The organism is Pseudomonas sp. KB_15, from assembly GCF_052114525.1.
Taxonomy (GTDB): domain Bacteria; phylum Pseudomonadota; class Gammaproteobacteria; order Pseudomonadales; family Pseudomonadaceae; genus Aquipseudomonas.
Genome location: NZ_JBFREX010000003.1, coordinates 363,958 through 378,169 on the forward strand (window position 1 = coordinate 363,958; position 14,212 = coordinate 378,169).

13 protein-coding genes are annotated in these 14,212 nt (G+C 59.3%); 2 read left to right on the forward strand and 11 right to left on the reverse strand.

Annotated elements, in window-relative coordinates:
• Window positions 1-150 precede the first annotated feature (150 nt).
• On the forward strand, window positions 151-789 hold the full coding sequence (locus tag AB4Z35_RS05850) for a TetR/AcrR family transcriptional regulator (protein ID WP_442096320.1): 639 nt from the start codon (window positions 151-153) through the stop codon (window positions 787-789).
• A gap of 201 nt (window positions 790-990) precedes the next feature.
• On the opposite strand, the gene AB4Z35_RS05855 is transcribed toward AB4Z35_RS05850, so the two are convergent.
• The 9 genes from AB4Z35_RS05855 to AB4Z35_RS05895 all read right to left on the reverse strand — a co-directional run bounded on the left by AB4Z35_RS05855 (window position 991) and on the right by AB4Z35_RS05895 (window position 10,013).
• On the reverse strand, window positions 991-1,206 hold the full coding sequence (locus AB4Z35_RS05855) for a TOBE domain-containing protein (RefSeq protein ID WP_007967989.1): 216 nt from the start codon (window positions 1,204-1,206) through the stop codon (window positions 991-993).
• 33 nt (window positions 1,207-1,239) lie between these two features.
• Complete coding sequence (gene ssuB / locus AB4Z35_RS05860; protein WP_442096321.1) at window positions 1,240-2,046, reverse strand: aliphatic sulfonates ABC transporter ATP-binding protein; 807 nt, start codon at window positions 2,044-2,046, stop codon at window positions 1,240-1,242.
• Window positions 2,043-2,825: an aliphatic sulfonate ABC transporter permease SsuC gene (ssuC, locus tag AB4Z35_RS05865; protein WP_442096322.1), complete on the reverse strand. Its 783-nt coding sequence runs from the start codon at window positions 2,823-2,825 to the stop codon at window positions 2,043-2,045. The genes ssuB and ssuC overlap by 4 nt, the downstream gene beginning before the upstream one ends.
• A 9-nt stretch (window positions 2,826-2,834) precedes the next feature.
• Entirely contained in the window at window positions 2,835-3,983 is a 1,149-nt protein-coding gene (gene ssuD, locus AB4Z35_RS05870) for an FMNH2-dependent alkanesulfonate monooxygenase (RefSeq protein WP_116261579.1), read from the reverse strand.
• 25 nt (window positions 3,984-4,008) lie between these two features.
• On the reverse strand, window positions 4,009-4,974 hold the full coding sequence (locus tag AB4Z35_RS05875) for a sulfonate ABC transporter substrate-binding protein (RefSeq protein WP_442096323.1): 966 nt from the start codon (window positions 4,972-4,974) through the stop codon (window positions 4,009-4,011).
• A 90-nt stretch (window positions 4,975-5,064) separates the two neighbouring features.
• Window positions 5,065-5,658 carry an NADPH-dependent FMN reductase gene (ssuE, locus tag AB4Z35_RS05880; protein WP_442096324.1) on the reverse strand — a complete coding sequence of 198 codons (594 nt, stop codon included), beginning with the start codon at window positions 5,656-5,658 and terminating at the stop codon, window positions 5,065-5,067.
• Between the two features lie 330 nt (window positions 5,659-5,988).
• A complete protein-coding gene (locus AB4Z35_RS05885) occupies window positions 5,989-6,627 on the reverse strand; it encodes a peroxiredoxin (RefSeq protein WP_442096325.1) in 639 nt (212 codons plus the stop codon).
• A gap of 292 nt (window positions 6,628-6,919) precedes the next feature.
• Window positions 6,920-8,260, reverse strand: coding sequence for an OprD family porin (locus AB4Z35_RS05890; RefSeq protein WP_442096326.1), 1,341 nt, complete (start codon window positions 8,258-8,260; stop codon window positions 6,920-6,922).
• A 412-nt stretch (window positions 8,261-8,672) separates the two neighbouring features.
• Window positions 8,673-10,013: an OprD family outer membrane porin gene (locus tag AB4Z35_RS05895; RefSeq protein WP_442096327.1), complete on the reverse strand. Its 1,341-nt coding sequence runs from the start codon at window positions 10,011-10,013 to the stop codon at window positions 8,673-8,675.
• A gap of 364 nt (window positions 10,014-10,377) precedes the next feature.
• Between AB4Z35_RS05895 and tauA the strand changes: the two genes are divergently transcribed.
• Window positions 10,378-11,367, forward strand: a complete 990-nt coding sequence (gene tauA, locus AB4Z35_RS05900; RefSeq protein ID WP_442096328.1) for a taurine ABC transporter substrate-binding protein — start codon at window positions 10,378-10,380, stop codon at window positions 11,365-11,367.
• A gap of 108 nt (window positions 11,368-11,475) precedes the next feature.
• Here tauA and argA read toward each other — a convergent pair whose 3' ends face one another.
• Window positions 11,476-12,774, reverse strand: coding sequence for an amino-acid N-acetyltransferase (gene argA / locus AB4Z35_RS05905; protein ID WP_442096329.1), 1,299 nt, complete (start codon window positions 12,772-12,774; stop codon window positions 11,476-11,478).
• A 261-nt stretch (window positions 12,775-13,035) separates the two neighbouring features.
• Window positions 13,036-14,199 (reverse strand): acetylornithine deacetylase, encoded by a 1,164-nt coding sequence (gene argE / locus AB4Z35_RS05910; protein WP_442096330.1) that lies wholly within the window; start codon window positions 14,197-14,199, stop codon window positions 13,036-13,038.
• Window positions 14,200-14,212: the final 13 nt, after the last annotated feature.

The following is a 14,212-nucleotide window of genomic DNA, read 5'->3' on the forward strand; positions in this document are numbered from 1 at the left end:
CACAGGGATCTTCTGCGAACACAACATCTGCGTTGAACACAAATCCAGTGTGGGAGCGGGCTTGCTCCGGGCGGCGTTCCGACGAAGGCGTTCGGGCAGACAACACACAACCCGACTCGTACAATGCCCGCTGCCCCGCAGGAGACTCCAATGACACGCGTAGCCACCCCCCGCAAACCCCGCGCACGCAGCCAGGCCCGGATCGATTCGATACTCGATGCGGCCCGCACGTTGTTGGCCGCCGAGGGTGTGGCCAGCCTGTCGATCTACAGCGTCGCTGAGCGCGCGGAAATTCCGCCCTCCTCGGTCTACCATTTCTTCGCCAGCGTGCCAGCGTTGCTCGAAGCCCTGACCGCCGACGTCCACGCCGCGTTCCGCGCCTGTCTGCAAGCGCCGATCGAGCATGACGCCCTGAGCGGCTGGCGCGATTTGTCGCGACTGGTGGAGCAACGCATGCTCGACATCTACGGTGAAGACGCCGCCGCCCGCCAACTCATACTGGCCCAGCACGGCCTGACCGAAGTCACCCAGGCCGACCGTCAGCACGACATCGAACTGGGCGACCTGATGCACAAACTCTTCGACCACCACTTCGAGCTGCCGAAGCTGCCGGGGGACGTCGATGTGTTTGCTTTGGCCATGGAGCTGGGCGACCGGGTGTATGCGCGCTCGGTGCAGCAGCATGGGCAGATTACGCCGCGCATGGCTGAGGAAGGGATGCGGGTGTTTGATGCCTACGTTGGATTGTATTTGCCGCCCTATCTGCCCAAGCGCAGCATTCCGGCCTGACTCTTGTGCTGGTCCCTCTGGCCTCATCGCGAGCAAGCTCGCTCCCACAAGGATCTTCAGTGAATACAGATTCTGTGAACGACAAGTAACCCTGTGGGAGCGAGCCTGCTCGCGATGGCAACACCTCGGCTGTCACTGAATCACCCGCACAAAAAACCCCGAAGGGCTCAAACCCTTCGGGGTTGTCGTTTACGCGCACGATTACAATTTGGCGATCGACACCTCCGTGGATTTCACAAACGCGATCACTTCACTGCCGACGGCCAGTTCCAGTTCTTTCACCGAGCGCGTGGTGATCACAGAAGTAACGATGCCGGAAGCGGTCTGCACGTCGATTTCCGACAGCACGTCGCCGAGGACGATTTCCTTGATGGAGCCTTTGAACTGGTTGCGAACGTTGATGGCCTTGATAGTCATGGTGTTGATTCCTGTCGTTGGGTAAGACTTGAGTTATTGAGCCCAGCGCAATTGCGTAGGCAAGGGTGAAACAGGTTCCGGTTCCGGCGGCTGGCCGGGCAGCGCCAGCACGCGATTGAGCACTTCGGTTTCCAGCGCCGCCAGCCGATGGGAACCGCGCACCCGAGGGCGCGGCAGTTCCACGTGCAGGTCGAGGCCGACTTCACCCTCTTCGATCAGGATCACCCGATCGGCAATCGCCACCGCTTCGCTGACGTCGTGGGTCACCAGCAACACGGTGAAGCCGTGCTGCTGCCAGAGCCGTTCGATCAACTGCTGCATTTCAATTCGGGTCAGGGCATCCAGCGCACCCAAGGGTTCGTCGAGCAACAGCAGGCGCGGCTGATGAATCAACGCACGAGCCAAAGCCACGCGTTGCTTCTGTCCACCGGACAGCGCGGCCGGCCACTCGTTGGCGCGGTCGGCCAGGCCCACCGCTTCCAAAGCTTCAAGTGCTTGCGGCCGCCAGTTGCCCTTGAGGCCCAGACCGACGTTGTCGATGATCTTTTTCCAAGGCAGCAAACGCGCTTCCTGGAACATCAGCCGCGTGTCTTCCCGCGCGTCACTCAATGGCGCGGCACCGGCGAGCAACTCACCGCCCGTGGGTCGATCGAGGCCGGCGAGCAATCGCAGCAAGGTACTTTTGCCGCAACCGCTTCGACCCACCACGGCGACAAACTGGCCCGCCGGAATGTGCAGATCGATCTCACGCAAGACTTGTCGCGAGCCAAAGGTTTTTTGCAGCTTGCGCACCGCCAGCGGAATCCCGCGCAGCAGGCGTGGAGGTTGCTCCGCGATCATGCCGCACCTCCCTTGGCAACCTGATACGCCGGGTGCCAGCGCAGCCACACACGTTCAAGTCCACGGGCCGCGAGGTCGGCCAGTTTGCCGAGCACCGCGTACAGCAGAATCGCCAACACCACCACGTCGGTCTGCAAAAACTCTCGGGCATTCATTGCCAGATAGCCGATGCCGGAACTGGCGGAAATGGTTTCCGCCACGATTAACGTCAGCCACATGAAACCCAGGGCGAAGCGCACGCCAACCAGAATCGAAGGCAGCGCACCTGGCAGGATCACCTGCCAGAACAGGCCGAAACCGGACAAGCCATAACTGCGCGACATCTCCACCAGCGCCGGGTCGACGTTGCGGATGCCGTGATAGGTGTTGAGGTAGATCGGGAACAACGTGCCCAGCGCCACCAGGAAAATCTTCGCCGACTCGTCGATGCCGAACCACAGGATCACCAAAGGAATCAGCGCCAGATGCGGCACGTTGCGGATCATCTGCACCGAACTGTCGAGCAAGCGTTCGCCCCACTTCGACAGGCCGGTGATGAAGCCCAGGGTCAAACCCAGGCCGCCGCCGATGGCGAACCCCAACGCGGCACGCCAGCCACTGATCGCCAGATGCGTCCAGATTTCACCGCTGCGCACCAGGCGCACGCCGGCCTCGATCACGGCGATCGGTGCCGGCAGGATCCGTGTCGACAACCAGCCCGCCGATACCGACAACTGCCACACCGCCAGCAACAATACCGGCAACGCCCAGGGCGTCAGACTGTGGATGATTTTCTTCATGACAGCGCCTCAGCTCTGGGACGCGGCTTTGGGCAGAATGTCATTGGCGACCATCTCGCCGAACGGGCTGACGTAGCCAGCACTTTTCGGCAGTTCAGGACGTTCGACATCAAGGTGCGGGAACAGCAACTCGGCCACCCGGTACGACTCTTCCAGGTGTGGGTATCCGGAAAAGATAAACGTATCGATGCCCAGGTCCGCGTACTCCTTCACGCGGGCCGCCACAGTCGGACCATCGCCCACCAGCGCCGTACCGGCACCGCCGCGCACCAGACCGACTCCGGCCCACAGGTTCGGGCTGACTTCCAGGTTGTTGCGGTTGCCGCCATGCAATGCGGCCATGCGTTGCTGACCGACCGAATCGAAACGCGCCAGCGAAGCCTGGGCACGAGCGATGGTGTCGTCGTCGAGATGGGAGATCAGCCGATCCGCAGCTTTCCAGGCCTCATCGTTGGTTTCGCGCACGATCACATGCAGGCGGATGCCGAAGCGCACGGTACGGCCAAGCTTGGCTGCTTTGGCACGGACCTGTTCGATTTTTTCCGCGACGGCGGCCGGTGGTTCACCCCAGGTCAGGACCATTTCCACCTGTTCGGCGGCCAGATCCTGTGCGGCTTCCGAGGATCCGCCAAAGTACAGCGGCGGACGCGGTTGCTGGATTGGCGGATAGAGCAGTTTCGCGCCTTTCACGCTGATGTGCTGGCCGTCGTAATCGACGGTTTCACCTTCCAGCACACGGCGCCAGATGCGGGTGAACTCCACCGAGGCCTGATAACGCTCTTCGTGGCTGAGAAACAGGCCATCACCGGCCAACTCTTCCGGATCACCGCCGGTTACCAGATTGAACAACGCCCGCCCGCCGGACAGTCGATCCAGGGTCGCGGCCTGCCGCGCCGCCACCGTCGGGGAAATGATCCCGGGGCGCAGGGCAACCAGGAACTTCAAGCGCTGGGTCACCGGGATCAGCGACGCCGCCACCAGCCACGAGTCTTCGCAGGAACGGCCGGTCGGAATCAGCACCCCGCCAAAACCCAGACGGTCAGCGGCTTGCGCGACTTGTTGCAGGTAACCATGATCGACGGCGCGTGCGCCTTCGGCGGTGCCAAGGTAATGGCCGTCGCCGTGGGTAGGCAGGAACCAGAAAATATTGAGGCTCATGGAGTGGTCTCCTTGGGGAATCGAATTATTGGGCTTTCGCAACGGCGGCCGGCGGCGTCCAGATCACGTCTTTGATGCTCAACGGTTTGAGAATCAACTTGAGCTGGTAGAAGCTATCGGCGATTTTCTGCTGCGCCGCGACCACTTCCGGGGTGAGGAACAGCGCACCGTAGCCCTGGCGTTTCACCGAGGTCAGGGTGATATCCGCCGGCAGGCCGAGCAGTGGCGACACCTGTTGAGTCACGTCCTCGGGATTGGCCCTGGACCACTCGCCAACCGCGCGCACTTCTTCCACCAGGGTCTTGATCACCTCAGGATTCTTTTGCGCGTAAGGCTTTGTCGCCAGGTAGAACTGGTGGTTGTCGACGATGCCCTGGCCATCGCGCAGGGTGCGCGCTTGCAGTTGCTGTTCGGCGGCGGCCTGGTACGGGTCCCAGATCACCCAGGCGTCGACGCTGCCTCGCTCGAACGCGGCGCGGGCATCGGCCGGCGGCAGGAAGACGGTCTGGATGTCGGTGTATTTGAGGCCGGCATCTTCCAGCGCACGCACCAGCAGGTAGTGCACGTTGGAGCCTTTGTTGAGCACGACTTTCTTGCCTTTGAGCTCGGCTACCGATTTGATCGGCGAGTCCTTCGGCACCAGGATCGCTTCGCTGTGTGGCGCTGGCGGTTCATAGGCGACGTAGAGCAGATCTGCGCCAGCCGCTTGAGCGAACACTGGCGGCGTCTCACCGGTAACGCCGAAGTCGATGGAGCCGACGTTCAGGCCTTCAAGCAGTTGCGGGCCACCGGGGAATTCAGTCCATTGCACGTCCACGCCTTGGGCGGCGAGACGTTTTTCCAGGGTGCCTTTGGCTTTGAGCAGCACCAGGGTGCCGTACTTCTGATAGCCGATGCGTAACGTCTCGGCCTGAGCTTGAGTAATGGCGCCGAAGGTGACAGCCGCAGCAAACAGAGCGACCAGACCACGACGCAAAATGACAGGGCGCATGGCGCTCTCCTTTTTGCAGTTGGGTTTTGGCTGCACCTGCTTGCCCGTTGGCGGGCGAGTAAGGCCAGTACTTCAATTTTTCGGTGAGGCTTAAATGCTCCAGCGAGCACTCAGCAAACGATCATTCAACAGGTTCGGATCGAGCGGCTCGGGCCGTCGTGCCATGGCACTGAAAAACAGCTCCAGCGATTCATTCAGCCGTTGCTCCAGCTCCGGCGCCAACTGCGCCAGGGCGCTGCCTTCGCCGTAAGCGATCTGACTGTCGACGGCGAAAATCCCTTGCAGCATTTCCTGGGCCTTCAAGGCCGACAGCACCGGTTTGAGCGCATAATCCACCGCCAGCATGTGGGCGATGCTGCCGCCAGTGGCCATCGGCAGAACCACCTTGTGGCTCAGGGCGCGTTCGGGCAGCAGATCCAGCACGACTTTCAGCGCCCCGGAAAACGATGCCTTGTAAACCGGTGTGGCGATCAACAGGCCATCGGCGTTTTCAATCTGTTGCAGCAGGTCGATCACCTTGGGGCTGTCGAAGCGTGCGTGCAGCAAGTCCTCGGCCGGGAAGTCCCGTACCTGATAACTCACCACTTCCACGCCCTGCCCTTGCAACCAACGTTGGGAGCGATCCAGCAGCACCCCGGAACGAGAGCGCTGACTGGGACTGCCACCGAGTGAGACAACCAACATTCAGACGATTCCTTGCACGGTGTTGGCGATTCGCGGCTTGCGATCTCGCTTCGATGTAGTGACCTTAACAGCTGATTTATATATCTATAAATCATATTTATTCATTTGGTTATTCGTTTAAGAGATATACAAGCTCACTTCTTCCAGGCAAAAAAACAGGCCGTCGAAACGGCCTGAAATCCCCTGCTTTGTGGATGCAAACCTTGAATCCTGCTGCGTCTGATCGGCCGCTATCGCGAGCAAGCTCGCTCCCACAGGGGGTACGCGGTCAACTGTGGGAGCGAGCTTGCTCGCGATGGCGGTATCAGCCACACCGCGAATGCCAAAGACTTACCTGTTCGGCTGCGGCGTCAGGCGCAAATACGGTTTAACCGCCCGATAGCCCTTGGGAAAGCGCTGTCTGATTTCATCCTCATCCTTGAGCGACGGCACGATCACCACCTCATCACCGTCCTGCCAATTGGCCGGTGTGGCCACCTTGTAGTTGTCGGTGAGTTGCAGCGAGTCGATCACTCGCAGGATTTCATTGAAGTTGCGGCCGGTGCTCGCCGGGTAGGTAATCGTCAGCCGGACCTTTTTGTTCGGGTCGATCACGAACAGCGAGCGTACGGTCAGGGTGTCGTTGGCGTTGGGATGGATCAGGTCGTAGAGGTCCGAGACCTTGCGGTCGGCGTCATCCAGGATCGGAAAGTTGACCACGGTGTCCTGGGTTTCGTTGATGTCCTCGATCCACTTGTGGTGCGACTCCACCGGGTCCACCGACAACGCGATGGCCTTGACTCCACGCTGGGCGAACTCATCCTTGAGCCTGGCGGTGAAGCCCAATTCAGTGGTGCACACCGGTGTGAAATCCGCCGGATGGGAAAACAGCACGCCCCAGCTATCGCCCAGCCACTGATGGAAACGGATGATGCCGGCGCTGGAGTTCTGTTCGAAATCGGGGGCGATATCGCCAAGTCTGAGACCCATGGTGCTGCTCCTTGTGAGTGCTTGATGGGTTCAACTGTGCCTGTGTTTCTTATCTATTAAAAAGAATAAATATCGCTTTATTTAGATCATAAAGAAATATTAAAGATCTGTTCACTGGACGTGCACGCACAACCCGCCGAACATCGTCCCCAAGGTTCGAGAAGGCCTTGAGTTGCTGCAAAGAGGGAAATTCAAGGCGGGATTACGGGGGTGAACCCGTCTTGGAAATGCAAAAGCCCCGCCCGGTGCAATACCGGGCGGGGCTTTTTTTGTCTCGGTTACGCGAGCGCTATTACAACAGCGGGATCGAGTAGCTGAGGATCAGGCGGTTTTCGTCCTGCGAACGCGTGTTCGGCAGGTCGGTGCGCCAGGTAGCGTTTTTCCACGTCAGACCCAGGTTTTTCAGCGGACCCTCCTGAACCACGTAAGCCACGCTCAGATCGCGCTCCCACTCGGAAGCACCGTTGGCCGCCTCCCCACCCTTGGCGTTAACGGTATCGATATTGTCGCCGTGCAGGTACACCAGACCCGCGGTCAGGCCAGGTACGCCGACCTTGGCGAAGTCGAACGCGTAGCGTGCTTGCCAGGTTTTCTCACCGGCACGGCCAAACTTCTGGATTTGCGAATCGGTGATGGTGTAGTTCGACGAACCGTCACCCTGGTTCAGCCAAGGGAAGTCGCTGCTGCCGTTGCTGACCTGGTAACCGCCACCGAAGGTATGACCGGCAACCGAATACAGGAACAGGCCGCTGTACAGGTTGTTGTCGACCTTGCCTTTACCGTTTGGCGCGTTGTAGTTGCCAGTGGTGAAGTACAGAGGGTCGTGACCGTTGGCACCATCATCAGAGCTGTTGAAATAACGGAAGTCCGACTTCAACACGCCCGGGCCGATTGCCCAGTTGTGAACCAGACCCAGGAAGTGTTGCTTGTAGAACTCTTCCAGATTGCCGTAGTAGTACTGGGCCGTCAGGTCCTTGGTGATTTTGTAGTCACCACCGGCGTAGATGAACTTGTTGCTGTCGCGGAATTTGGTGCCGCGAGTGTTCGCACCGGAAATCGACATCTGCTCGTTGTTGCTGGAGTTACGGCCTTTAACGGCTTCGATCTGACCACCGACCAGCGACAGGTCCTTGATCTCGGCGGAAGTGATCTGGCCACCCTGCCAAGTTTGCGGCAGCAGGCGGCCGTCGTTGGTCACGATCACCGGGTTTTTCGGCTGCAGGGTGCCCAGCTTCAGTTCGGTCTGGGAAACCTTGGCCTTGGCAGTCAGGCCCAGGCTGGAGAAATTATCAACCGCCTCGCCGTTGGATTTGCTCGGGAAAACCGTGCCGCCGTAAGAGGTCGCCGTGGCGCCGTTGGTGCCGCCGCCCGAATCCAGCTTGACGCCCAGCAGACCGATGGCGTCGATACCGAAGCCTACGGTGCCTTGGGTGTAACCGGAGATGAAACGCAGATCGAAGCCCTGGCCCCATTCTTCGTTTTTGTTGGCACCGGCACCGTCACGGTTATCGGTATTGATGTAGAAGTTGCGCAGCCCCAGTGTTGCCTTGCTGTCTTCGATAAAACCCGCGGCGTTTGCCTGCTGGGCCAATACCCCGACGGCCACAGCCATGGCCAAGGTGGACTTGTTCATGTTTCGCTCCTCTCGTTTCTAATTCTGATGTTCCTGGTCCCGAATCGATTGCCCGGGATCCTGAATGCATAAATTCGCGGCAAACCGTCTGAGCCGGTCGTTTGGCGGGCCGCAGGATACATGGCCTTAAAGCCAAAAAGAATTTCTTAATATTTTTTAATATCTGTTGGGAATATGACTTCCCACGACAGATCCGAGGTATCGGCGGCAAGGCCAATTCCTGTACCTGATCAATTGTCGAGGGACGAAATTGCCGAATCCGATCTCAGGGATGAGTGTCGGACAGGCGCACTTTAAGCGGGATGGTTAAAAACCAAAAAGAATAAAAAAGAAATAGCATCTTTGTTTATGGAATATAAAGTTCGACGCAAAAAAAAGCCCCGCCAACCGACGGGGCTTTTTCTTACGGTTTTTACATGAAGCTGTAGGTGTAGTTGAAGATCAGACGGGTCTGGTCTTGGTCAAGGGTGCTGGTGTTGCCACGGTAGGTACCGTGACGCAGCGTCGTGCCAAACCCTTTCAGTGCGCCCGTTTGAATCACGTAATCAATACGCGCGTCGGTCTCGTGCTCACTCAGGTCTTTACCAACACCGTTGGTAGCCTTGATGTCCTGGCCATTCAGGTAAGCAATCGAAGCTTTCAAGCCTGGCACGCCCAGGGAGGCGAAGTCATAGGAGTACTGACCGAACGTGGTGTTCTCACCGGCACGGATAAAGCTGCCAACTGTGGCGTCGGTAAACGAGTAGAAGCTGGCGCCGCCGGCACCTTCAGGATTACCGTTGCTATCGATAAGGTTGCCTTGGTTCAAGAAAACGAAGCCGCCGTCATCGTTGACACGCTGATGCCCGATCAGGAACGCGTTGCCACCCAGGGTATAGGTGAACATGGCGCTCCAGGTCTTGTTATCGACCTCACCCGGGTTCTTGGCGAAACCGTTGTTGTTGTTGAAACGGAAACCCGGATCGCCGTTCTTGCCGTCGGAGCTGCTGTCAAAATAACGGATATCGGTCTTGAACGACTGATTGGCCGCGATCGGGTAGACGTGCACCAGGCCGAGGAAGTTCTGCTTGTAGAAGTCTTCCAGGTTCGCATAGTAGTACTGCAGCAAGAGGTCTTTGGTGACCTTCCAGTCAGCACCGGCGTATTGGAATTTGTTACTGTCCTGAGTCGCGCCAGCCACAGACAGGCCAGTGGAGTTCGAGGAGGCGCGACCCGACGCGTGCTCCAGTTGACCCAAGTTGAAGGTCACATTGTCGATTTCTTTGGAGGTGATGGTGCCACCTTCAAAGGTCTGCGGCAGCACACGGCTGTCGTTCGCGATCAGGATCGGCAGGTTAGGTGCCAGAGCGCCGCCCAGGTGGGCTTCGGTCTTCGAGAAGCGCGCCTTGACGTTGCCATCCAGACGGCTCCACTCGTCGGCCGCCTCTTTGCCATCGCTAGGGAAGAAGGAGTTGCTGTTACCGGTCGGGTGATGCCCCTTGCCGCCATCCAGGTGGATACCGACGAGTGCCTGAGCATCGATACCGAAGCCGACAGTACCTTGGGTAAAACCGGACAGGTAGTCGAACTTCAGACCCTCAGCGGTTTCGCGCTGACGGTTGGCAGGAATGCTCGCACCTTCACGCATATCGGCGTCGTAATACATGGTGCGAGAGCTGATGGACGCCTTGCTGTCTTCCAGGAAACCTGCGGCGCCTGCCTGCTGCGCCAAAACCCCAACGGCCACGGCCAAAGCCAAGGTGGACTTGTTCATTGTGTAGCTCCTCTCGATTCTAATTCTTGTGTTCCTGGTCTCGAGTCGACGCCCGAAATCCTAAGATGCGCGATTAGCGCCAGAGCGTGACCCACAAGTCAATCGTAACCATGTGTGTCTACGACCATAGTCTAACCCCCGGTTTTTTGGTCCCTGCAGGGTCATGAATTCGTCATGAACCTGAAAAGAATTACCCGATTCTTTTCTAATACCGTTTAGGAATTTAGCTCCCAACTCCCCAACCACCCCAGAATAGAGGGTTTTTCTTACAAGCTAATTCCTAATCGGTATTTGTTTTTGATTTTTTAGATCGATTAGTTTCTGACGTAATTCGGAAACAAATCTTTTACCGAAAGGCGGCCCCATGACGACTAAACGCGCACTATCCGGACCAATTGTTACAGTTTGTGTATCGTTCGCATTTTCTTTCACCGCTCATGCGGCGAACCTCACCGTCGGCTATCAAACCGGCATCGACCCCAGCAAAGTCCCCCAGGCCGATGGCGTTTATGAAAAAACCATCGGCCAGCCGATCGACTGGCGGCGTTTCAATAGCGGCCCGGAAGTGGTTACGGCGATTGCCTCCGGCGATGTGCAAATCGGCAATCTCGGCTCCAGTCCGCTGGCTGCTGCCGCCTCGCGTAACCTGCCGATTGTCGCGTTCATCGTCTCGGCCCAGATCAATGCTGCCGAAGCGCTGGTGGTGCGCAACGGCAGCGGCATCGAAAATCCGCAAGATCTGATCGGAAAGACCATCGCCACACCGTTCGTTTCAACCTCCCACTACAGCCTGCTTGGCGCGTTGAAGCACTGGGGCCTGGACAGCTCGAAGGTCAAAGTGGTGAACCTGCAGCCAGCGGAAATCGCGGCAGCCTGGAAACGTGGTGATATTGATGGTGCGTTTGTCTGGTCGCCTGCCCTGGGGGAAATCCGCAAGAACGGCAAGACCTTGACCGATGCCGCGCAGGTGGGCCAATGGGGGGCGCCAACCTTTGAGGTCTGGGTGGCGCGCAAGGATTACGCCGAAAGACACCCGGAGGTCGTGGCAAAGTTCGCCAGGGTCACCCTGGATTCATTCGCCGAATACGCCGCTCATAAAGACCAATGGACCGCTGATTCGCTGCCTGTCCGGAAAATCGCCAAACTGACCGGTGCCAATGCCGCTGATGTACCGGAGCTATTGGCCGGTTCCGCATTCCCGGATGCCCGGGCGCAACAGAGCACCGCGTTGCTGGACGGCGGCACTGCCAAGGCCATTGGCGAGACGGCGAAATTCTTGAAGGAACAAGGGAAGGTCGAGACGGTGCTGCCGGATTACTCGCCGTATGTCAGCGCGAAGTTTGTCACTGATTAACAGCTGAAGGCTGCTGTGCAGCCAATCGCGAGCAAGCTCGCTCCCACAGGTCTGCGGACATCAGAGAACCCTGTGGGAGTGAGCTTGCTCGCGATGGGAGCGCCGCGATTACAGGGCTTTTTCGAAGATCTTCGAATTACGCTGATAGTTGTACAGCGACGCCCGCGCCGACGGCAGTCGGTCGACGCTGCTGGGTTCGAAACCGCGTTCGCGGAACCAGTGCGCGGTGCGGGTGGTGAGGACGAACAAGGTTTTCAAGCCCTGAGCCCGTGCGCGGTCTTCAATGCGTTCCAGCAGTTCATCGCCGCGACCGCCATGGCGGTACTCCGGATTCACCGCCAGACACGCCAGCTCACCCGCGTCCGAATCGGCGATCTGATACAGCGCCGCACAGGCGATGATCATGCCTTCGCGTTCAACCACACTGAACTGCTCGATTTCGCGTTCCAGCACCTCGCGGGAACGGCGCACCAGGATGCCCTGCTCTTCCAGCGGACTGATCAGGTCCAGCAAACCACCGACGTCTTCAATGGCCGCTTCGCGCACCACTTCGAACTGCTCCTGAGCCACCAGCGTACCGCCACCGTCGCGGGTGAACAGTTCGGTCAACAGTGCACCGTCTTCGGCGTAGCTGACGATATGGCTGCGGGCTACGCCGCCACGGCAAGCTTCGGCCGCGGCATCCAGCAATTCTGCCTGATAGTTACTGCCCAACCGTTGCAGATGCGCCGGCACTTGCTGCGGACGCAGTTCGCGCACCAGGCGCCCGTGTTCATCGATCAGGCCCAGGTCGGCGCCGAACAGCAGCAGCTTGTCCGCCCCCAGGTCGATGGCCGCACGAGTGGCGACGTCTTCGCAGGCCAGGTTGAAAATCTCCCCGGTCGGCGAGTAGCCCAGCGGCGACAGCAACACGATGGAGCGCTCGTCCAGCAGACGGTTGATGCCTTTGCGGTCGACCCGGCGCACTTCGCCGGTGTGGTGATAGTCGACGCCTTCGAGCACGCCGATCGGCCGTGCCGTCACCAGGTTGCCGCTGGCCACCCGCAAGCGTGAGCCCTGCATCGGCGACGAGGCCATGTCCATCGACAGGCGAGCCTCGATGGCAATGCGCAACTGGCCGACCGCGTCGATCACGCACTCCAGGGTCGCGGCATCGGTGATGCGCATGCCGTGGTGGTAATGCGGGGTCAGGCCACGGGCCGCGAGGCGCGCTTCGATTTGCGGCCGGGAACCGTGAACCAGCACCAGACGCACGCCCAGGCTGTGCAACAGCACCAGGTCGTGAACGATATTGCCGAAGTTCGGATGTTCAACGCCGTCGCCGGGCAGCATGACGACAAAGGTGCAATCGCGGTGGGCGTTGATGTAAGGCGAAGCGTGACGAAGCCAATTGACGTATTCGGGCATGAACCTGGGCCTGTAATAAATAGCAGCCGAAAAAAGGGCGAAACTGAAAACGCACAGCGGGCTGATGGTTATCGTCGGAACAGGCTTGGCGACACGCGCGCTCTCCTCATGAATACGGGTTTGAATACCGGCAATTTATACGGCTTGTCAGGCAAATCACAGCCCCTGTAGGAGCGAGCTTGCTCGCGATGGACTTCAACGATTACGCGACCTTTCTGAATGGACGCGTGGCCCTTGCGTTCATCGCGAGCAAGCTCGCTCCTACAGGGCCGCGGTTTGGGTCGTGGTCAGGCAATAGTGTTCGATCAGTTGCCTTAACAGATGCACCGTAGGCTGCAAACGTGACATTTCGAGGTATTCCCCCGGCTGGTGGGCGCAGGCGATATCACCCGGGCCAAGCACCAGCGTTTCACAGCCAAGGCGCTGAAGATAAGGCGCTTCGGTGCCGAACGCCACTGCTTCGGCGCCATGGCCGGTAAGCTTTTCAGCCAGCCGCACCAGTTCCGCATCCGCGGCCTGCTCGAAGGGCGGTACTTCCGGGAACAGCGGCGCGTAGTCGATCCTGACCTGATGCCGCTCGGCGATCGGGTTGAGCTTCTGCAGGATCTCGGCACGCAAGACCTTGGGGTCCATGCCGGGCAACGGCCGCAAATCGAATTCCAGCGAACACTGGCCGCAGATGCGGTTGGGGTTGTCGCCGCCATGGATGCAGCCGAAATTCATCGTTGGGGTCGGCACGCCAAACTGTGGATTGCGGAATTCGCGCTGCCACAACAAGCGCAGGCCGCGCAGTTCACCTATGGCATCGTGCATCGCTTCCAGGGCGCTGTGGCCCAGGCGCGGGTCGGAGGAGTGACCGCTCTGACCGAGGATGTCGATGCGCTCCATCATGATGCCTTTGTGCATGCGGATCGGCTTGAGCCCTGTCGGCTCACCGATCACCGCGGCGCGTCCCAACGGCCGCCCCGCTTCGGCCAGCGCGCGGGCGCCGGACATCGAACTTTCTTCGTCACACGTGGCGAGAATCAGCAACGGCTGTTTGAACGGTTGATCGAGCAGCGGTTTGACCGCTTCGATGGCCAGGGCGAAAAAACCCTTCATGTCGCAACTGCCCAGACCGACCCAACGACCGTCGACTTCGGTCAGTTTCAGCGGATCGGTCTGCCACAACGCACCGTCGAACGGTACGGTGTCACTGTGCCCGGCGAGCACCAGGCCACCGGGACCGGAACCAAAACTGGCCAGCAGGTTGAACTTGCCGGGGCTGACCTGCTGGATCTCGCAGGTAAAGCCCAGCTCACCGAGCCACATTGCCAGCAGGTCGATCACCGGGCCGTTGGTTTGATCGAGACTGGGCTGGGTACAACTGACGGACGGTGCAGCGATCAGCGCAGCGAATTGTTCTTTCATCGACGGCAATGGCATCGCTGACTCCCGG